Annotated in this window: 18 protein-coding genes; 8 read left to right on the top strand and 10 right to left on the bottom strand. The window is 45.0% G+C overall.

The annotated features are described in order from the left end of the window. Positions 1-44: 44 nt before the first annotated feature. The 6 genes from RH86_RS13860 to RH86_RS13835 all read left to right on the top strand — a co-directional run bounded on the left by RH86_RS13860 (position 45) and on the right by RH86_RS13835 (position 7,173). The gene (locus RH86_RS13860; protein ID WP_009386767.1) at positions 45-1,598 is read left to right on the top strand and encodes an ABC transporter substrate-binding protein; all 1,554 of its coding nucleotides are present in this window, start codon (positions 45-47) and stop codon (positions 1,596-1,598) included. Between the two features lie 202 nt (positions 1,599-1,800). Beyond that, positions 1,801-2,778, top strand: a complete 978-nt coding sequence (locus RH86_RS13855) for an ABC transporter permease (protein ID WP_005594523.1) — start codon at positions 1,801-1,803, stop codon at positions 2,776-2,778. A 2-nt stretch (positions 2,779-2,780) separates the two neighbouring features. Then, on the top strand, positions 2,781-3,737 hold the full coding sequence (locus tag RH86_RS13850; protein ID WP_009386766.1) for an ABC transporter permease: 957 nt from the start codon (positions 2,781-2,783) through the stop codon (positions 3,735-3,737). A 200-nt stretch (positions 3,738-3,937) separates the two neighbouring features. Further along, positions 3,938-4,303, top strand: coding sequence for a diacylglycerol kinase (locus RH86_RS13845; RefSeq protein ID WP_009386765.1), 366 nt, complete (start codon positions 3,938-3,940; stop codon positions 4,301-4,303). 41 nt (positions 4,304-4,344) lie between these two features. After that, positions 4,345-5,970, top strand: a complete 1,626-nt coding sequence (locus RH86_RS13840) for a phosphoethanolamine transferase (protein WP_050798545.1) — start codon at positions 4,345-4,347, stop codon at positions 5,968-5,970. Positions 5,971-6,225: 255 nt separating this feature from the next. Further along, positions 6,226-7,173 carry an SPOR domain-containing protein gene (locus RH86_RS13835; protein WP_009386763.1) on the top strand — a complete coding sequence of 316 codons (948 nt, stop codon included), beginning with the start codon at positions 6,226-6,228 and terminating at the stop codon, positions 7,171-7,173. Positions 7,174-7,243: 70 nt separating this feature from the next. Here the strand turns inward: RH86_RS13835 and RH86_RS13830 are convergent, their stop codons facing one another. From RH86_RS13830 to RH86_RS13815, 4 genes are all read right to left on the bottom strand, one after another. Beyond that, positions 7,244-9,190 carry a methyl-accepting chemotaxis protein gene (locus tag RH86_RS13830; protein WP_009386762.1) on the bottom strand — a complete coding sequence of 649 codons (1,947 nt, stop codon included), beginning with the start codon at positions 9,188-9,190 and terminating at the stop codon, positions 7,244-7,246. A gap of 291 nt (positions 9,191-9,481) precedes the next feature. Next, a complete protein-coding gene (locus tag RH86_RS13825) occupies positions 9,482-9,856 on the bottom strand; it encodes a RidA family protein (RefSeq protein ID WP_005594532.1) in 375 nt (124 codons plus the stop codon). Between the two features lie 46 nt (positions 9,857-9,902). Further along, the gene (gene metC / locus RH86_RS13820; protein ID WP_009386761.1) at positions 9,903-11,090 is read right to left on the bottom strand and encodes a cystathionine beta-lyase; all 1,188 of its coding nucleotides are present in this window, start codon (positions 11,088-11,090) and stop codon (positions 9,903-9,905) included. A gap of 11 nt (positions 11,091-11,101) precedes the next feature. Then, complete coding sequence (locus RH86_RS13815; RefSeq protein ID WP_005594535.1) at positions 11,102-12,337, bottom strand: dicarboxylate/amino acid:cation symporter; 1,236 nt, start codon at positions 12,335-12,337, stop codon at positions 11,102-11,104. A gap of 205 nt (positions 12,338-12,542) precedes the next feature. Here RH86_RS13815 and RH86_RS13810 point away from each other — a divergent pair, with 205 nt between their 5' ends. After that, on the top strand, positions 12,543-13,172 hold the full coding sequence (locus tag RH86_RS13810; RefSeq protein WP_005594538.1) for a transcriptional regulator: 630 nt from the start codon (positions 12,543-12,545) through the stop codon (positions 13,170-13,172). Positions 13,173-13,291: 119 nt separating this feature from the next. Here RH86_RS13810 and gorA read toward each other — a convergent pair whose 3' ends face one another. Beyond that, positions 13,292-14,647, bottom strand: a complete 1,356-nt coding sequence (gorA, locus tag RH86_RS13805) for a glutathione-disulfide reductase (RefSeq protein WP_009386760.1) — start codon at positions 14,645-14,647, stop codon at positions 13,292-13,294. Between the two features lie 252 nt (positions 14,648-14,899). Next, complete coding sequence (locus tag RH86_RS13800; RefSeq protein ID WP_009386759.1) at positions 14,900-15,739, bottom strand: 23S rRNA (adenine(2030)-N(6))-methyltransferase RlmJ; 840 nt, start codon at positions 15,737-15,739, stop codon at positions 14,900-14,902. 262 nt (positions 15,740-16,001) lie between these two features. Between RH86_RS13800 and prlC the strand changes: the two genes are divergently transcribed. Beyond that, positions 16,002-18,044: an oligopeptidase A gene (gene prlC, locus RH86_RS13795; protein WP_009386758.1), complete on the top strand. Its 2,043-nt coding sequence runs from the start codon at positions 16,002-16,004 to the stop codon at positions 18,042-18,044. Between the two features lie 112 nt (positions 18,045-18,156). On the opposite strand, the gene RH86_RS13790 is transcribed toward prlC, so the two are convergent. The 4 genes from RH86_RS13790 to RH86_RS13775 all read right to left on the bottom strand — a co-directional run bounded on the left by RH86_RS13790 (position 18,157) and on the right by RH86_RS13775 (position 20,629). Beyond that, entirely contained in the window at positions 18,157-18,612 is a 456-nt protein-coding gene (locus tag RH86_RS13790; protein ID WP_005594545.1) for a DoxX family protein, read from the bottom strand. Positions 18,613-18,621: 9 nt separating this feature from the next. After that, positions 18,622-19,404, bottom strand: a complete 783-nt coding sequence (locus tag RH86_RS13785) for a DNA-binding domain-containing protein (protein WP_009386757.1) — start codon at positions 19,402-19,404, stop codon at positions 18,622-18,624. After that, a complete protein-coding gene (locus RH86_RS13780) occupies positions 19,401-20,273 on the bottom strand; it encodes a DUF692 domain-containing protein (RefSeq protein ID WP_009386756.1) in 873 nt (290 codons plus the stop codon). The genes RH86_RS13785 and RH86_RS13780 overlap by 4 nt, the downstream gene beginning before the upstream one ends. Positions 20,274-20,368: 95 nt before the next feature. Then, the gene (locus tag RH86_RS13775; RefSeq protein ID WP_005594549.1) at positions 20,369-20,629 is read right to left on the bottom strand and encodes a DUF2282 domain-containing protein; all 261 of its coding nucleotides are present in this window, start codon (positions 20,627-20,629) and stop codon (positions 20,369-20,371) included. Between the last annotated feature and the right edge of the window lie 197 nt (positions 20,630-20,826).

Raw genomic sequence — 20,826 nt, 5'->3', positions numbered from 1 at the left:
AAACACAACAACTAGGGATTGGATCCCGCATAAGGAGTTATGCAATGAAAACCATGAAAAGCAAATTAGCAGTGGCGCTAATGACTGCAGGTCTAAGCTTTAATGCAATGGCGGCAGATATCAAAGTTGGCTACGCAGCTGACCCTGTTTCGTTAGACCCGCATGAGCAGTTATCTGGCGGTACGCTGCAAATGTCACACATGGTATTTGATCCACTTGTTCGCTTTACTCAAGAGATGGATTTTGAACCGCGCCTTGCGCAAAGCTGGGAGCGTATTGATGATAAAACCATGCGCTTCAAACTGCGTGAAGGGGTGAAGTTCCACTCTGGCAATGCTTTGACTGCTGATGATGTGGTTTGGACGTTTGACCGTCTGCAAAGCTCGCCAGATTTTAAAGCTATCTTCGACCCATATGAAAAGATTGTGAAGGTGGATGATTACACTTTTGACCTTGTCACCAAAGGCCCATACCCACTGGTTCTACAGACTGCGACTTACATCTTCCCAATGGACAGTAAGTTTTACTCAGGTAACACCGCCGATGGCAAAGATAAATCTGAAGTGGTGAAGCACGGTAACTCATTTGCGTCGACCAATGTTTCAGGTACTGGTCCGTTCATCGTGACTGAACGTGAACAAGGCGTAAAAGTAGAATTTGAACGCTTTAATGATTACTGGGATACCGCTTCTAAAGGTAACGTTGATAAGCTGACCTTGGTGCCAATCAAAGAAGATGCAACGCGTGTCGCAGCACTACTGTCTGGTGGTGTGGATATGATTCACCCAGTAGCGCCAAATGACCACAAACGTGTTAAATCAGCGGAAGGCATCGATCTGGTCACACTACCAGGTACTCGTATCATCACTTTCCAAATGAACCAAAACAGCAATGAAGCGTTAAAAGACGTTCGCGTACGTCAAGCTATTGTGCATGCGATCAACAATGAAGGCATCGTGAAGAAAATCATGAAAGGCTTCGCGACTGCTGCAGGTCAACAAAGTCCGGCAGGTTACGTAGGCCATGATGAAGCACTAGTGCCACGTTACGATCTGAAAAAAGCGAAGCAGTTGATGAAAGAAGCGGGTTATGAGGATGGTTTTGCGCTGAGCATGATCGCGCCAAATAACCGTTATGTGAACGATGCGAAAGTTGCACAAGCGGCGGCTGCGATGCTATCGAAGATCGGTATTAAGGTGGATCTGAAAACCATGCCTAAAGCGCAGTACTGGCCTGAGTTTGATCTCTGTGCAGCCGATATGCTGATGATTGGCTGGCACTCAGATACCGAAGATTCGGCTAACTTGAGTGAATTCCTAACCATGACGCGCAATGCGGAAACAGGTAAAGGCCAATACAACTGTGGTTACTACTCAAACCCAGAAATGGATGCGGTCGTAGAAGCGGCTAACGTAGAAACCGATCCGGCTAAGCGTGCAGCGATGCTGAAAGGCGTAGAAGCGACGCTATACAACGATGCAGCGTTTGTTCCACTGCATTGGCAAAGTGAAGCGTGGGGCGCGAAATCTAACGTGAAAGCGGCAGACATCGTCAACCCAATGGTTATGCCTTACTTTGGCGACTTAGTGGTTGAATAATCACATTCTGTAGTCATAAGGAGGGTGCAATACCCTCCTTAATAAGCCCAATCTAGATAAGCGTTACTGACGCAGATTAGGTAGACACACGCTCAATTTCGTTTCAGTCGGGTTGAGTGGTTTTTAAGGCTGAATATCTACTTTGGTTGTCAGGTAGAAAGACACCTCAATCAGAGCACTATGGATAGTTAAGGGGCAAGGAATGTTTTCGTTTCTGGTCAAGCGCCTGTATCAGGCACTGATAGTGATGTTTGTGATCAGTTTAGTGGCGTTTGCCATTCAGGATAATCTGGGTGACCCGCTGCGTGAGCTTGTAGGTCAGTCGGTTTCGGAAGCGGAGCGCCAAGCGCTACGTGATGAATTAGGCTTAAACGATCCCTTTATCACAAAATATACTCGCTTTGTCAGCAACGCGCTGCAAGGTGATTTAGGTACATCTTACTTCTTCAAGCGACCAGCAGTGGATGTGATTTTAGATAAGCTGGTGGCGACGTTAGAATTGGTGTTTGGCGCTACGCTGATCATCGTTTTGTTATCAATACCGCTTGGCGTCTATTCGGCGATTCATCCTAAGAGTATGTTCACCAAATTTATCATGGCAATGAGTAGCGTCGGCATCTCGATTCCCGTGTTCTTAACCGCAATTATGCTGATGTATGTCTTCTCAATTGAGCTTGGGTGGTTGCCATCGTATGGGCGAGGGGAAACTGCGAATGTCTTGGGCTGGGAGTCGGGCTTTTTCACTATAGATGGTCTTAAACACCTGATCTTACCGTGTATCGCTTTAGCTTCAATTATGCTGCCGCTGTTTATTCGTTTAGTTCGTTCTGAAATGTTGGAAGTGCTTAGCTCTGAATACATTAAATTTGCTAAAGCTAAGGGGCTGAACCTCAACAAAATCTATTACCAACATGCACTGAAAAATACCATGCTACCGGTTCTTACCGTCGGTGGTGTACAAATTGGTACCATGGTGGCTTATACCATTTTGACGGAAACCGTTTTCCAATGGCCGGGTACGGGCTTTTTGTTCCTAGAGGCAATTAACCGTGTTGATACGCCGTTAATTACCGCCTATGTCATCTTTGTTGGTTTGATTTTCGTGGTGACCAATACCATTGTTGACTTGCTCTACGGCATTATCAACCCAACGGTTAACTTAACCGGAAAAGGAGCTTAGTCATGAGTCATAGCAATATTTCAGCGGCTCCTTCATCTGCACCGTCGGCGTGGCAACGTTTTAAACAGTCGGATTTCTTGTATTACTTCAAGCGCGATAAAGTCGCGATGGCGAGTTTTACCGTCTTTATGATGTTCTTGGTGCTGGCACTGGCAGCGCCTGTCTTGGCGCCAACTGACCCTTATGATCTTACCTCGATAGATATCATGGATTCGGAGCTACCACCATCATGGATGGAAGGTGGGGAAGAGCACTTTGTTTTGGGTACTGATGAGCAAGGACGTGATATTTTATCGACCATTTTGTACGGTTCTCGTTTATCCCTGACTATCGGCTTTCTTGCTGTCGGCTTACAGCTTTTCCTCGGTATCATTATTGGTCTGTCGGCGGGCTACTTTGGTGGCCGTGTCGATAGTTTCTTGATGCGCTTTGCCGATGTGCAGCTATCATTCTCGACTATGATGGTGGCCATTATTGTCTCAGCGATTTTCAAAGCCAGCTTCGGCAGTGATTTTTACAATCAATATGCTGTGATCATGCTAGTGGTGATTATTGGTGTGGCAGAGTGGCCGCAGTATGCGCGTACCATTCGAGCGTCGGTATTAGCAGAGAAGAAAAAAGAGTATGTGGAAGCGGCGCGTGTGATGGGCTTTAAAGCGCCTCGCATCATGTTCCGTCATATTCTGCCTAACTGTTTGTCACCGATTTTGGTGATTTCGACGGTACAGGTAGCAAACGCCATCATGTCGGAAGCGGCGCTTTCCTTCTTAGGGTTAGGCTTACCGGTAGACCAACCATCATTGGGGGCATTGATCAGTATTGGCTTTAACTACATCTTCTCAGGTGCTTGGTGGATTACCGCCTTCCCGGGCATTGTTTTAGTTACCTTGGTGTTAGTGATCAATTTGCTGGGTGACTGGCTACGAGATGTGTTTAACCCGAAAATTTATAAAGGCTAATCCCCTTAAAATTAGTTTGTTGATACTAAGCCGCGCTCTGTCGCGGCTTTTTTTCGCCTATGCTTATTTCTGAAAACTTTGTTTGTGTTAACTAACTTCGAACTTTAGTTGAAATTAGTGTCTGATATGTCACTTCGTAAAGGTATATCGCTGCCTTTGTATTTGTTGTCAAAGAATAACCACAAGAATAAGGAAAGAGAGTGAAGCCAGGTAAAACAGGGTTTAGTCGTATTGTGCATGCCACAGGGTATTCAATTCAGGGGTTAAAAGCCGCTTGGTGCAATGAAGCGGCATTTCGCCAAGAGTGTGCTCTATTAGCTATCGCTATCTTTATTACTGTTTTTTTGCCAGTCGGAACAGTTGAAAAGGTATTGTTGGTGGGCAGTGTGGCTATCGTAGTGATTGTTGAGTTACTGAATTCTGCTATTGAAGCGGTGGTGGATAGAGTGGGGGCTGAATGGCATGAGTTGAGCGGTCGAGCAAAAGATATTGGTTCGGCAGCGGTACTGATTGCCTTGCTACTGGCGGCATTTACTTGGGTATCGATTTTGGGAGGCGCACTGTGAAGAACCTACTTGATCGTTTTGCTAACCTCTTCCGAACTAAGATGAGCTATGCGAGCTTTACTGTGATGCTCGCATTTTATTTTGCGGTTGTGCTCAACTTACCCATCTATAAAGAGCTACATCATATTTTTGCTCAGATGGAGAGCGTAAAGCTGGGCTTTATATGTACCATCCCTTTATTTTTCTGGGCGGCATTGACACTGATCTTTAGCCTGTTTAGCTGGCCTTATATAAGCAAACCTTTCTTTATCATTTTGTTGATTTGCTCAGCCTTAGTGAGCTATGCCGGTTTTAACTACGGGACGATTTTCGATGCGGATATGATCACCAATATCATGCAAACCGATAGCAGCGAAGCGAGCTCTTATCTGAGCTTATATTCGTTAGCATGGTTCGTGTTGTTAGGTATTATTCCGGCGTTTTTTGTCGCCAGTGTTTCTTTTCAATCAGAGTCACTGCTGAAGTTTATTGTCAAAAAGCTGCTTTCAATAGTGGTTGCTGCGTTGGTTATTGTGGCCATTGCGAGCGTCTATTATCAAGACTACGCCTCGGTTGGTCGCAACAACAGTTATCTGAAGAAAGAGATTGTTCCGACGCAATTTGTGTATAGTACTTTTAAATATTTTAAACATACTTACTTCACGACGCCTGTCGCGTATAAAGAGTTGGGGTTGGATGCGCGTCAATCTGAGCGAGCTCTGAAAATGGCACAAAGCAAGCCAACTCTATTGGTGCTGGTGGTGGGTGAAACGGCGCGTTCGCAGAATTATCAGCTTAATGGTTATCCACGCCCAACCAACCCATTCACTTCTCAGCTGGACGTTATCTCTTTCCAAGACGTACGTTCATGCGGTACGGCAACAGCGGTTTCTCTACCGTGCATGTTCTCAAACTTGACTCATGATAACTACGATCATGACATTGCCAATAATCAAGATAACGTGATTGATATCCTCAAGCGTGCTGGAATTGGTATGGTATGGGAGGATGATGATGGTGGCGATAAAGGGGTTGCGAAACATATTGAAAAGCAAATGATGAATCGAACACGCGTTGATCAGCAATGTGACGGTAGTACTTGCTACGATATGGTACTGCTAGAGGATTTTGCAAAAAACATTGATAAGCAATCGGGTAATCGGCTATTGGCCATGCACTTAATTGGTAGCCATGGTCCTACGTATTATAAGCGCTATCCAAAAGAGATGGCCGTGTTTCAGCCAGACTGCCCTAGAGCCGACATTGAAAATTGCACCAATGAGCAGATCGTTAATAGCTATGACAACAGTATTCGATATACCGATTATGTTCTCAGCCAAACTATCGCGCGTTTAAAAAGCTTGGAAGATAAGTACAACACTGCACTTATTTACCTATCGGATCATGGCGAATCGCTTGGGGAAGATGGGCTTTATTTGCATGGTGCACCTTATGCGCTCGCCCCCGATTATCAGACGACAGTTCCTTTGATTGTATGGATGTCGCCTGGTTTTAAGCAATTAAAAGCTGTTAACTACGATTGTTTGAAGCAGGAGGCGAAACAAACCGAACATTATTCTCACGATAACTTGTTTCATTCACTGCTCGGCATTATGGATGTTGAAACGCAGGTTTATCAGCCTGAATTGGATTTATTTGCCCAATGTCGCCAGCCTCATCAGCAGTGAAAGCCTGAAAGGTGATCTAAGCCTAAGATTTATCTATAACAAACTCTCTACACTAAGGGCCGTATTAAATTACGGCTCTTTTTTTGCATTCACATTTTCTCAACAGTGAATCGTCAATAATGACAATATTTATTAGTTTGGGGAGATGCCATCGAATTAAAGCCACTGAGTCATTGTTAGGCTTTCTCAATCTCGATGTCGTGCATCACTTGTCACCCGCCGTCAAATCAATAACAACTAAGGTCTGTTTACTATATGGATATTAAATTGCTGCCAGCATCAGCCAAGCCACTTTCAACACTCCTTTGTTCAGTCGCATTAGGTTTTTTATTTTTTAGTCCAACCAGTTATGGCGAGCAATTTTTATGCGATGCCATTCAAAGCTCAGCACAAGAGTTGCCATTGCTTGATAAATCTTGCCCAATAGGTAATGGTTTATGGGGTAAACAGCAACCTAAAGGCAGTGAATCGACCTTTTGGATCCAGTGTGGCGTGTTGTCTAAACCGCTGAGTGTGGATGAAGCCAAGGTGATCTATCAAAAGATCAGTACCGATGTGTGGGGCAAAATTGAAGGCCGAAATGCGCGTTGTTTGATTGGCCCATACAATGATTTTGCTCAAGCTAGTAAAGAGCTCAAAGCGGTCAAAACACTCAAACCGTATCAACAGGCTTTTATTCGTGAAGTGGTAAAGGGAGCAGCCACGACGCCGAAAGCAGCAAAACCGATCGTTACTCAACCTACGGTAACTAAACTCAATACTGATAAGAAAGTCGCAGAGAAAAAACAATCGACGACAGTGATCCCTGCGCCTAAACCGATCGCGAAGCCAAAACTTGCCGTTGCCGCGATTGTGCCAAAGCCTGCTGATACGCAAGTCACGATACGCCGCGAAGCGGTGATCAACGGTACGCAATATAAAGTGCCTTACATGATTTTTAGTGATGAGCAGTTTTACATGGAGTATGAAATGCCATGGAACCGTTTGAACTTTGAAGGTGCGGCAAAATTGTGCCAGCAGATCGGAATGCAATTACCCAATACCGAGCAATGGCAAACCTTGTTAGAGGCGAAATTGATGGTAGGCGAGCAATGGCCGATCCACTTGCCTTACTGGGGGGCTGAGCGCACCGGCTTATTTACCAATGGTAAAACCAACCATATAAAGGGCTCATCACTACTGAATGTGATGTGTGTGAAGTAGATATTTCCTATTTAGTCTCTAATTTTTATAAGCCAAGGAGCGGATATCCGCTCCTTAGTCCTAAATTTAATTAACGTATCCCCTTAAACCTCTCTACATCGGTGGTTAAGCCCTGCATTGACTCAACAATCATTGTGCTGGCTTGGCGGCTTTCATTGAGTAAGGTTTCACGCTGGTGGCCTTGCGCGACAATGTTTTCAATGTTGCTGCTAATGTCATTGAGGCTATTGCTACTCTCTCGTGTTTCTTGCGCAATCTTGGCGTTCATATCAAATAGTTTGCTCAGTTCTGAGCGAAGATCCGTTAGAGATTCAGCGGCTTGTTGCTGCTCGGTTAAGCTACTTTCACTGCTTTGTTGAATCGCTTCCATTTGTTGGGTCACATTGGCGGCGGCTGACATTAAGCTATTGATGATGTCTTGAATCTCGTTGGTTGAGTCATGGGTGCGTTGAGACAAGCTACGCACCTCATCAGCGACGACGGCAAACCCTCGACCATGTTCACCGGCACGAGCGGCTTCAATTGCGGCATTTAACGCGAGCAAATTAGTCTGTTCTGAAATACCACTGATCACTTCCAACACTTTGAGAATACGGTCAGTATGGGTATTAAGATCGTTGAGATCCTGCTGACTTTTTCCCATGTCAGTTTGCAGCTGCAACGTGCTATTAACACTGCTGTTCATAGTGTCTTCAGTGCGGCTTAGTGAGGTTTGGCCATTTTGTGAGACGGTTTTTATCTCATCGCAGAATTGGGCAAGGCCACCGAGCGCAACATTAATCTGTTGGGTTGTTGCGGCGATATTATCGAGAGATCCTTGTTGCTCTTCTGAAGCAAGGTTTACTTGATCAGAATTGGATTTCAGAATTTGAGCCGCATCAACGGAGCTTTTCGTCGTGTGTTTTACCTGCTGCATTGCGCCTTTTAGACTATCGAGGAATTGGTTAAAGCGTTGAGCGACTTCGCCAATTTCTGCGTTGTCATTGACTTTAATATGTTGAGCTAAGTCGAGTTTTGAGGCGGTGTTCTCTATGCCTTCGGTTAATTGGCGTAGTGGTTGAATCAATGCACGAACTAACCAGAACATCACCACCAGTGCGATAGCCGCAACACTGAGCGAGATCGCTAGCGTTTTCCAAACCATGGCGATCATGGGGGCCATTAGCTCAGAAGTTGGCAGTTCGAGAACCACAAAGCGCTGAATAGTCGGCACCCATTTTGAGGCGATAAAATATTCTTGGCCGTTAAGTTGACGAATCTCTAATTGGTATTGTTGGCTCTTATCGAGCAAACCAGCTAATGCTGCTTGGCTATTATCGTTAGTGATGATGCTATTAGATGATGTCACATTTAAGTTACCAAGCTCATCAACCAGTAGTGCATGGCCATGTTGCCCTACCGATTGGCTTTCAACAATCTCTACCATGTTGTTAACGTTAACCCCCAACCCCGCCACAACTAGTGGCTCATTAGAGTTGGGTTTATTTTGCTGGCTGCGGTAGTTAATAAAGAGGAATTTATTTCCATTAACCTCATCAAGATTAAGATCGTACTCTTTATTGGTCGCCACAAACGCATTATAGAAATTACCGTTGGCATAATCTTGCAGCAATTGGCGTTTGAATTGGTCACCCGCCTCACTGAAGTATTCTTGACCGTAATCACTTTGTGCACTTAAAAATAGAATATCAGCATCAGAGACCGCTTTGATGTGATTAAAACTGTTGGTAATGACCGATGTATCTTCGACAAGGTAAGGAGAATAAAGCCATTGGGCTACGGCGAGAGATTCTGTCAGTACACGAGCATAGTTAATCGATGGGAGAAAAGAGTTAGTAATCTTGTCGCCTAAGCTATCGAGTTGCTGCGGAATGACCTGTTCTAACAACGTTTGCTTTTGTTGATTGTAGTCATGATTCGCTAGGTAAGAGGCTATGCTGGAGACGCTTAACAGTGTTAAGAGTGAAAAACTGACGAAGATACGGGTTCGTATCGATAGGTGGCTCCAATTGCGCATAAATTTGTCCTTAAAATCCATTACGTCGTTGCCGAATAAGGCATATGTGAGTAGGTGCATTTGGTAGTTTAAGAATGAAATGGCAATGGGAATATGACAAGTGAGAACTTTCGTAGCGATAATTGAATTGTCTCGCACTAAAGTGCTAGTTGCTGGCTTGTTTCATATACAGAATGTCGGTTTGGTAAGTGTTTGTTCTTTTTGAACAAAATGCCATTTGGTAGCGCAAGAACAAAAAAAGCCACTAGGGGGTAGTGGCTTTAGGTAAATTCAGAAACTTACTAATAATAATTACAGTTCAGCAATCAGTTCGATTTCTACTAGAGCATCTAATGGTAGACGAGCGACTTCTACACATGAACGTGCAGGTTTGTGCTCACCAAAAAACTCAGCATAAGCAGTATTGAACTCAGCAAAATTGTTCATATCAGATAGAAATACCGTCGTTTTTACAACGCGATTTTTTTCACTACCCGCTTCTGCTAGCACAGCACTAATGTTGCGGAAGATCTGTTGTGCTTGACCTGTTACGTCATCTGCAGCGAACTTCATTGTGGCAGGATCAAGAGGTAGTTGACCTGAAAGGTAAAGCATACCGTTTGATTTGATCGCTTGAGAGAATGGGCCAACAGCCGCTGGGGCTTGGTCTGAAAATACTACTTGCATGGAAACTCCGAAAAAGCACCATCGTGAGATGGTGCCAAAGTGATAATTAGTAAACGCGTTTGAAGCCGTTTTTTAGGTCTTCGATTAGGTCTGATACGTTTTCTAGACCAATGTGAATGCGAACTAACGTGCCTTCAAAATCAACAGGGTTCGCAGGGCGAATCGCGTTGAGCTCTTCAGGTTGGTTAGCCAAAATCAGAGATTCGTAACCACCCCATGAGTACGCCATTGAGAAGTGTTCAAAGTTGTCTAAGTACGCTTCTAGCTCTTCTTGAGTTAGCTTTTTATTCAGAACGAAGCTGAACAGACCGTTACAACCTTTGAAATCACGAACATAGAATTCGTGGCCTTTACAGCTTGGCAGTGCAGGGTGGTTAACCACGGCGACTTCAGGTCGCTCAGATAGCCATTGCGCGACTTCGATACTGGCTTTCTCATGTTGAGCTAAGCGAATGCCCATAGTACGTAAACCACGCATTGCCACGTATGCCGTGTCTGCGTCGACCATTTGACCCATTAGGTATGAACGCTCACGTAGGCGATCCCAGCAACGCTCGTTACTTACTGCAGTGCCTAGCATCGCATCAGAGTGACCAACGATGTATTTCGTCCCCGCTTGAATCGAGATATCAATGCCGTGCTCAAGTGCTGGGAATAGGATGCCAGCAGCCCAAGTGTTGTCGATCATGATGATGATATCTTCTGATACTGCACGAACGGCTTTCACAATACCTGGGATATCTTGTACTTCCATAGTTACCGAGCTTGGTGACTCTAGGAACAATACTTTAGTGTTTGGTTTTACTAGCTCAGCGATTTCCGCACCGATGGTTGGATCGTAGTAAGTGGTTTCGATGCCCATACCTTTCAGTACAATGTTGCAGAAATCTTGAGTTGGCTCGTAAGCCGCGCCTGTCATGATAACGTGGTCACCAGACTCAACGAATGCCAAGATAGCGTTTGAAACGGCAGCGGCGCCACATGGGTATAGGTAACAACCCGCGCCACCTTCTAGTTCACACATTGCATCTTGTAGAGCGAAGTGAGTCAGAGTACCGCGACGACCATAGAACAATTCACCTTTTGCACGGTTAGCCGTTGCGTGTTTCTTCTGTTGTACGCTGTCAAATACAAGTGAAGATGCGCGTTGGATCACTGGGTTAACAGAGCCTTGTAGGTAACGAGATTTACGGCCTGCGTTCACTAATTGTGTTTCGATATTTTTGCTTGTCATTGTTCTGTGTCCTATGCCAGTTGTTCAACAGGTTGAGATTGTTCTTGTTGTTGTGTTTCTTTACCCATAAAGCGTTCAACGATTTGTGTTGCGTTTAAGTCGTGTACTACGTTTAGAACCGTTGCTGGAGCATCACATACCGTACCGATTACAACCAGTACAGGGATCGCTTCAAGCGGTAGACCTAGCGTGGTTACGATGAAGATTTCACCTAGGAAAGCACCACCAGGAACACCACCAATGATGATTGCAGATAGCACCGCGATAACCATGGTCATTGCAAACACATCAAAAGTGAACGGTAGACCTAGTACTGCGTAGATGAAGACCACTTTGATTGCCGCAGTGATTGCTACGCCAGATTTGTTTAGGTTCACGAACAGTGGAATACAGATGTCGTAGATATCTTTACGAATACCCATGTTGTCTGCTGTTTTAATCGTTACAGGTAGTGTACCTAGAGATGAACACGTACCTAGTGCTGTAATAGAAGGTGCCGCCGCGTATTTCCAGAATTGTTTCACGCCATTTACGCCACCACCGATGTACGAGTAAACGCACGCACCAACGATGTAGTAAACCACCATGTAGCCACACAATAGACCAATAACGGTTGCTAGAGGTGCAAGGATTGAGCTGTCTTGTGATGCCATAGTTGCCGCGAAGAATGCGCCTAGACCCACTGGTGCAAGTTTCATGATTAGGCCAACGATGTTCATTACGATTGCGTTTGCAGCATCGATAAGTTCAGCAATTTTTTTACCTTTCTCACCCGCTTGGCTGGTTGCGATACCGGCTAGAACCGACATGATGATCAGAGCAAGGATGTTTGATTTAGATAGCAGGCCAACAAAGTCATTAGTCGTAAACATGCTAACGAAATCCATGCCGCCATTGCCGCCAGTAAACTCTTGGCTAAGGTCGATCGTTACACCTTGAGAGATATCGAACATCTGAGCGATACCCACGATACCCAGTGCAGGGAAGAAGGCCATTGCAATTGAGATGACCAATACAAGACCAAGAATTTTGCCTAGTTTTTTCAGGTCAGTCATGCTCGCAATTGAAGACATAACGCTGAGTGAAACCAGAGGAACGATCACCATGAAAAGAAGGTTTAGAAAGATTTGACCGATTGGTTTTACTTTGAGTGCCAGTTCTGGTGCCGCGATACCAAAGATCGCGCCAATGATGAGTGCCAATAGTAAGACTATTGATGAGCGGTACGGCTCTAGCTTTTTCCACATAATGTTTCACTCTTATTAGTTGTTAAATTTTGATAAAAAATTATCTTCACACTTATTATGCGGCGGATTATGGCGAATAATTTATACAAAAAACGTGATAATTATCGCTAAAATGAATGAATGATAGAAATTATTATAATTTATATCTTTATTTCACTGGTGTGTGATAAATTATTATAAGAAAAAAATACTAAGGAGATGGGGCATGAATTATTTGTCATTGTATGAACCAATCGTTGATATGTTGGCGGATTTTTTAGGGCATGACGTTGAGGTGGTTTTGCATGATTTGCGCGACTTAGAGGCCTCGATTTATAAGATTCGAAATGGCCATATCAGTGGTAGAGTCGTTGGCGATCCGATTACCAACTTGGTGGCAAAGTCGATAGCAACGGATAAGTCAGTAGACTATGAGTGCAACTATGTTGGCCTATCGAAAGACAACAAAAAGCTAAAGTGTGCGACTTTTTATATTCGAAATGCGGATAAAAAAATTGTTGGAGCGCTGTGCATTAACATGATGGTTGAGCAATTTGTTAATGCGAAGCGTTTTATAGATTCACTGCTTTCTGGTTTTCCAGAGATGACGGAAGAAAACCATGTTGATGAGCATCTAGGTGTAAGCATTCCTGAGATGGTCGATATTCGTATCGAAAAAGTACTGGAAGCTTATCCGGTTGCGCTGGCAGATTTGTCGAAAGAAGACAAAATCACTATCGTGACCGATTTGAATAACGAAGGTATTTTCTTGCTTAAAGGCACCGTAGGTAAAGTGGCGCATAGCTTGAATATTTCAGAGCCGACGGTTTATAAGTACTTACAGCAGTTGAAGTGATTACACCGCTAAAAGTGGTAAAAATTATCGATTTTTAGTGATAAAAAAGGCTCATCAGCGTGGCTGATGAGCCTTTTATTGTATGTTGAGAGTATCAGTCTCTAGCGCGGCATTTCAGCCTAGCGCATCGTTACAAATTCTTCGCTGCCTGTCGGGTGGATAGCAACAACAGAGTCGAAATCAGCTTTGGTTGCGCCCATTTTCATTGCGACGCCAAAACCTTGGATCATTTCATCCACGGCAAAACCGATGCCGTGTAGACCGACGACTTTCTCATCATCACCAGCGCAAACCAGTTTCATTTTGCATGGTTGACGGTGCTGCGTCACCGCGGTGTACATTGCGGTAAAGCCAGAGGTGTAAACCTTCACATTCTCTTTGCCGTAAAGCTCTTCCGCTTCTTGGGTGGTAAGGCCGATGGTGCCGATTGGTGGGTGGCTAAACACAACCGTTGGAACCAGTTTGTAGTCCATCTTCGCGTCAGTTTTACCATTAAATAGGCGCTCAGAAAGCTGGCGACCTGCCTTAACAGCGACCGGTGTCAGCTCAATACCACCTTCCATGATATCGCCAACACAGTAGATGCCTTCAACATTGGTCTGCTGGTATTCATCCACTTTGATGTAGCCACGATCGTTGGTTTCAACACCCGTTGATGCAAGGTTGATTGCGTCAGTCGCAGGGTGGCGACCAATCGCCCAAATTAGGCTATCAACGTTTTGGCTTTCACCGTTTTCTAGATGCAGTGTTAGGCTGCCATCGGCTTCTTTAACCACTTCTTTTGGTACTGAGTGAGTATGTAGCGTTGGGCCTTCAGCGTTCATCACTTCAACCAAAGTATCAATGATCATCGGATCAAAGCTGCGCAGTGGTGATTCTTTACGGCAGAATAGGTGCGTTTCGGTGCCAAGTGCGCTTAGAACACCTGCGATCTCAACGGCAATGTAACCTGCGCCGATAACGGCAACACGTTTTGGTTGCTCAGTCAGTTCAAAGAAACCATTCGAGTCGATGCCGAATTCAGCACCAGGAATATTAGGAATGCTTGGACGACCACCCACGGCAATTAGGATGTGATCAGCGGTGTAAAGCTCACCATTTACTTCAACGGTTTTAGCGTCAACAAATCGCGCAAAGCCTTTAATGACATTCACTTTGTTGTTGCCCAAAACGCGATCGTAAGATTCATGAATACGACCAATATAAGCTTGGCGGCTTTCAATCAGCTTGCCCCAGTTAAGGCCTTTGTATTCAACATCAAAGCCGTAATCTGGCGCGTATAGCTTCATTGCTTCAGCAATTTGTGCTCCATGCCACATCACTTTCTTGGGTACGCAGCCAACGTTAACACAAGTACCACCAAGGTCTTGAGCTTCAATCAGTGCTACTTTAGCGCCGTACATAGAAGCACGGTTTGCCGATGCAATGCCGCCGCTGCCGCCGCCAATACAGATATAGTCAAAATGAGTCGCCATTACTTTCTCCAATCATTGTTAGGGTGAGGCGAAATCGCATTGCTGTGTTGTGGATGCTGACTTATCCCAAGCAAGCTAACCCCGTATCCCTATTTAAATTTGTTTCCTATAAATTCTATATTGAGGGCGGATTGGTTGAACTCAATCCACCCTCACAGATTTTGTTGTGAGCTGCTTGGCTTTTATTAAACAATGACGTGATTGTTCAGTTGTGATGGGCATGCCAGCAGGCTCTAACTTTATGAGGTGTGCTTATTCCGGCACAACCCAATCAACTTTCCAATGGCCTGTTGCTGGTGCAATCGCCTCTTGTAGGAAAGGTAGAATTTGTTTCATTTGGTTTTCTAGCATCCATGGCGGATTGATAACAATCATGCCCGATGCCGTCATACCACGTTCATTGGTGTCTGGAGAAACACCAAGTTCAATATTTAGAATCTTGCGAATGCCAAGACCTTCTAAACCTTCTAGCATATCTTCAATATCGCAACGATTAACCACTGGGTACCAGATTGCGTAGATACCGGTCGCCCAACGTTTGTGACTTTGGGCAATAGCCTGTACTACATCGCGGTATTCTTTGGCTAGCTCGTAAGGTGGATCAATCAACACTAAACCGCGACGCTCTCTTGGCGGTAAGCTTGCGATGAGTCGTTTGAATCCATCTTCTTTGTAGATGCTCACTTGGCGATCGCGATGGAATTCCTGTTCTAGCAATGGGTAATCGCTAGGGTGTAACTCAGTAAGTACCATGCGGTCTTGTGAGCGGATCTGTGCACGAGCGACACGAGGTGAGCCCGGGTAGTAACGCAGCGTTTCACCGTTATTGAGTACGCGAATTGATTCAATATAACTGCTGATCTCTTCAGGTAGATTCGCCTGGTTCCAAATACGTGCGATCCCTTGCTTGTATTCGCCGGTTTTCTCAGACCATTCATGGGTTAAGTCGTAACGACCCACACCTGAGTGTGTATCGTGGTACACAAACGGTTTGTCCTTTTGCTTCAGTGTATCAAGGATAAGGCTTTGAACGATATGTTTGACAACATCAGCGTGGTTGCCAGCGTGGAAACTGTGGCGGTAACTCAGCAAGGGATACTCTCGAAATGGTCATGTAGACCATGGTCATTGCAATTAAGATTATGGCTTATTATATACCCAAAACTGGTCGAGATGCTTGTATCAAGCAGCAAGAAAGCAACAAGCGATCTGCGGCACGTTTGCATCAAGTTGTTAGCATAATCATCAAGGTGACTATTGAAAATCGCTTAATCTACCTATATTTAGTTAAGACGTAACTATTACATAAAAGACGAGCTCGTCAGTTCGCTTTGCGCAACAAAAGGAATGCTTTATGTCCAATCCGCTGCTAACTTTTACCGATTTACCGCCGTTCTCGCAAATTAAGCCTGAACATATTAAGCCAGCTGTCGAACAAGCCATTAGCGATTGCCGTGACAAAATTGAACAAGTGTTGGCGGGCAATACAGAGCCGACATGGGATAACCTCGTTGCACCAATCGAAGAAGTTGACGATCGTCTTAGCCGTATTTGGTCTCCGGTGAGCCATATGAATTCGGTGATGAATAGCGAAGCTCTGCGCGAAGCGTATGAAAGTTGTTTGCCATTGCTGTCGGAGTACGGTACTTGGGTCGGACAACACAAAGGCTTGTTTGAGGCTTACAAAGCGATCAAAGCTAGCCAAGCGTTTGCCGATTTGAATCAAGCAGAGCAAAAAACTATTACTGACGCATTGCGTGACTTTGAATTGTCAGGCATTGGTTTACCCGTTGAAGAGCAGCGCCGCTACGGTGAAATCAGTAAGCGTATGTCGGAGCTAGGTTCGCAGTTCTCAAATAATGTGTTGGATGCCACCATGGGGTGGACCAAGCATGTTACTGATGAAAAAGAATTGGCAGGCATGCCTGAGTCGGCATTAGCAGCGGCACAAGCCGCGGCCCAAGCTAAAGAGCTTGATGGTTATCTGCTGACACTCGACATTCCGTCATACCTACCGGTAATGACTTACTGTGATAACCAAGCCTTGCGCCAAGAGTTATATGAAGCTTACGTTACCCGTGCATCGGATCGCGGCCCGAATGCTGGCAAGTGGGATAACAGCGAAATCATCGCAGAAAAACTGAAACTGCGTCATGAAATAGCCCGTATGCTTGGTTTTGCGACTTACAGTGAAAAATCGCTAGCAACGAAAATGGCAGAGAACCCAGAGCAAGTCCTTGGTTTCTTAAACGATCTGGCGACTAAAGCGAAACCACAAGGTGAGCGCGAAGTCGAAGAGCTACGTCAATTTGCTAAAAGCGAGTGCGGTGTAGAAGAACTCAATCTTTGGGACATCGCCTACTACAGTGAGAAACAAAAACAGAACCTGTTCCAAATCTCAGACGAAGAATTGCGTCCTTACTTCCCTGAGCAAAAAGCAGTAAGCGGCTTATTTGAAGTATTAAATCGCGTCTTTGGTATGACAGTCACTGAGCGTCAAGGTATCGATACCTGGCATGAGTCGGTACGTTTCTTTGATATCTTTGATAGTGAAGGCACGCTACGCGGTAGCTTCTATCTTGATTTGTACGCTCGTGAACACAAACGTGGCGGCGCGTGGATGGATGATTGCCGTGGTCGTCGTATGACCTTATCTGGCGAACTACAAACGCCAGTGGCCTACCTAACGTGTAACTTCAACCGTCCAGTGGGCGATAAGCCTGCGCTGTTTACTCACGATGAAGTCGTCACCTTGTTCCATGAGTTTGGTCACGGTATTCACCATATGCTGACTCAAGTTGCGACGGGTGCAGTATCGGGCATTAATGGTGTTCCTTGGGATGCTGTTGAGCTGCCAAGTCAATTCTTAGAGAACTGGTGCTGGGAAGAAGAGGCGCTTGCATTCATCTCTGGCCACTATCTAACCGGTGAACCATTGCCAAAAGAGATGTTGGATAAAATGCTGGCGGCGAAAAACTTCCAGTCAGCGATGTTTATTCTTCGTCAACTCGAATTCGGCTTGTTTGATTTCACTCTACACACTGAATACGAACCAGAAGTAGGCCCTCGCGTCTTAGAGACGTTAGCTGAAGTGAAAAGCAAAGTGGCCGTGCTGCCGAGCTTAGAGTGGAACCGTTTCTCACACAGCTTTAGCCATATTTTTGCTGGTGGTTACAGCGCGGGTTACTACAGCTATCTATGGGCAGAAGTGTTGTCTTCGGATGCATTTTCTCGTTTTGAAGAGGAAGGTATCTTTAACCAAGAAACCGGTAAGAGCTTCTTGAACAATATCCTTGAGATGGGTGGCAGTGAAGAGCCAATGGAGTTATTCAAACGCTTCCGTGGTCGTGAGCCGGAAATTGATGCTTTGCTACGCCATGCCGGTATCATCGCCTAATCCTGTTTACTCTTCGTATTTGAGTTTTTGTAGGATTTACAATTAAACAAAGCCTTCCATTTGGAAGGCTTTTTGCTATTTACTGCTATTTAGCCTCGGAAAAATGTGAAAATTAGCTTTGTAGCTTGTATTTGAGTAGTTTGTCGAGAGAGAGAGGGCCAGCACCCCATACCACAACAACCATGATCATTAAGCCCCACAACTGATGGTCATAAAAGCCTTTCTCCCACAACAATGGGTAAGAAACCACGGCGATAATATTAAAGACGAATAAGATTGCCGCCATTGGGCGAGTCAGTAATCCTAAGGCTAAAAATACGGGTAAGATTAACTCTGCTGCTGTGCCCATGTACGCGGCCATTTGCCATGGAATTAACGGGACTTGGTACTCATATTCAAATAGATAGAGCGTACTATCCCATGATGAGATTTTGATCAGCCCTGAGTTGAAAAATACCCAAGCTACCCATAAGCGGCAGAATAACAATAGCAGTGGTACAAAAACGCATTGGAGTTTAGCAATCATCGCGTCGTAATGGTTGAGCCAATTCTTTACAGCGGTTGTCATAATGCTCTCCTAGTGATTCTGTTCGGTCGAGTTATCGATGGGTAACGTTAGGGAAAAACCGGCGATGACACCCAGTTCAATAATCGTGTTCAATGAGCTCAGTAATGACGGCTCAATATCAGCCAGCGGTATGCTTTTGTATAGTTGCTGAATGAGCAGAAATTCGGGATTGGTTAGAGCGATCCCTTTGGCTAGCCCCGTATTTGTCGTGACGATAACACCTTGCTCGGCTAGGTTAATGTCTAGCCCTTCTATCTCATTTTTCTGCACTGCGTGATGCAGAGAAAAAAGCGCATACTGACTTGTGAAAGGGAGTGCCGCTGGAGATAAATGAAAACAGATGTGTGCATGTTGCTCAGGAGAAAGGGCGCTCAGTTGTGCAAGTGGCCTCAATGAGAGCGATTCTACGTTAGCATGACGTTGTTGACTGATATCGAGCGTCCATTCAAAACGAGCAACCTCGGCACAACAAGGCGCAGCTTGCATCACGGCATCAAAGTGCAACAGCGTTTGATCGAAATGCTCACCATATTCACTGACATCCCCTTGGTTCAATGGATTGTCCAGCACATGTTGGCGAGCAAGCTGTAAAAAGCACTCTTCTCCCAGCAATGCTTGCACGGTCGGATAGGTGATTTGCAAGATTTCGCTTAAACCGACAATAAAATTATTACGGTAAATCTGCATTCGTTCATCGGCGGTGAATGCATCACTGATAATGTTGCAAGCCTCTCCGCTCGATTGATAGTGCAGAGCCTTGGCAAATTCATTTTGTAGCGCGGCTAAATTCATGATGCTTTCCTTGACTGAGTCGTGCTTTGTGTTGTCGCCAAGGTATTGAGTATCATGCTGGCTTTACTCGCCTCATGAATTAAAACGTCGGGCGTTGGAATGTCGAGATCCCATTCAATTAAGGAATGACGAACGCCATGCTCGGCTGACCATTGACTAAACAGTTGCCATACCTCATCGCTCACTGGACGGCTGTGGGTATCAATCCAGATTTCACCTTTATCCAATTGTTTGATGGTAAAACCGGCCAAATGAATTTCATCGACGGCATGTGCGGGGATGCCCGCTAAGTATGTTTCACTGCCAAAACCATGATTGAAGGCAGAAACATGAATATTGTTGAAATCGAGCAGCAAGCGACAACCTGTGCGGCGATGCACTTCGGCCAGAAAATCCCATTCGGCAATTGTTGAATGAGCAAATTTGACATAGCTTGAAGGGTTTTCGATCAGTAACGGCCTTTGCAGTGCATCTTGCACTTCAAGAACATTGCGACAAAAGACTTGCAACGCTTCTTCGGTATAAGGGAGAGGTAATAAGTCATTGAAATGATGACCACCATGTTCACTCCAGCTTAAATGATCGGACACAAGGAGTGGCTCGACTTGTTTCACCAGTGCTTTTAACTTAGTCAAATGCTCCGCACTGATGCGCCCGACACTACCAAGTGATAAGCCGATGCCGTGACAGCTTATTTGGTAGCGCTCACGCAAAGTGAGAAGCTGTTGTCTCGCGAGAGAATGAGGTTGGAAATAGTTTTCGCTGTGGATTTCTAACCAAGAGAAGTGCGCAGGCTCGGAGAGAAAAAAATCCATGTGAGGTGTGCGTAAACCTACCCCAACCAATGAATGTTGAGCGGATAGTGTCACAAGGCTTTCCCTCAATAGTGTGATGTACGACGGTGTTCGGTCTATCACTAGGTGCGCTGGTTGAGCGTCAGTACACCTAGTGATAGGCGTTTCGTTTAAGCTGACTCGGTGCTACCACCTGCAAGCTTGCCGCATAGTCCGGTTGGAACGACTACAAAAGCATCTTTTTGGTTATCTTCCTTGGCCGTTCCTGCGCATGAGCTGGTTTTGGTTGCGCAGTCATTTTTACCTGCTTTAGCCACGCCGTAGCACTTTTCTTTTTCTGCTGCGACAGCTGGTGCGGCGGTTAACATGGTGCCACCTAACGCAATAAGACCAGTGATTGCAGCTGTAACGGCTAGATTAGACTTTTTCATAGTAATTTCCTCTGACTGAATTCCTTTGTTTAAATCCACAAGTTAATCATCAACTTGCTTACATAAAAGGATAGAAAAGCCGCGGAAAAACTTTCATTAAAAATAAAAAATGTACAAAAATGTTTCACTATTGTTGCTTAGTTGGTTGATGTGTAAGCAATAAAAAAGTGGAAAAAATTTCTCCTTTTTGTGCTCAT

It is taken from the genome of Vibrio sp. N418 (assembly GCF_000222565.1).
GTDB lineage: Bacteria > Pseudomonadota > Gammaproteobacteria > Enterobacterales > Vibrionaceae > Vibrio > Vibrio scophthalmi.
This window is presented reverse-complemented; position numbering and strand designations above follow the sequence as displayed.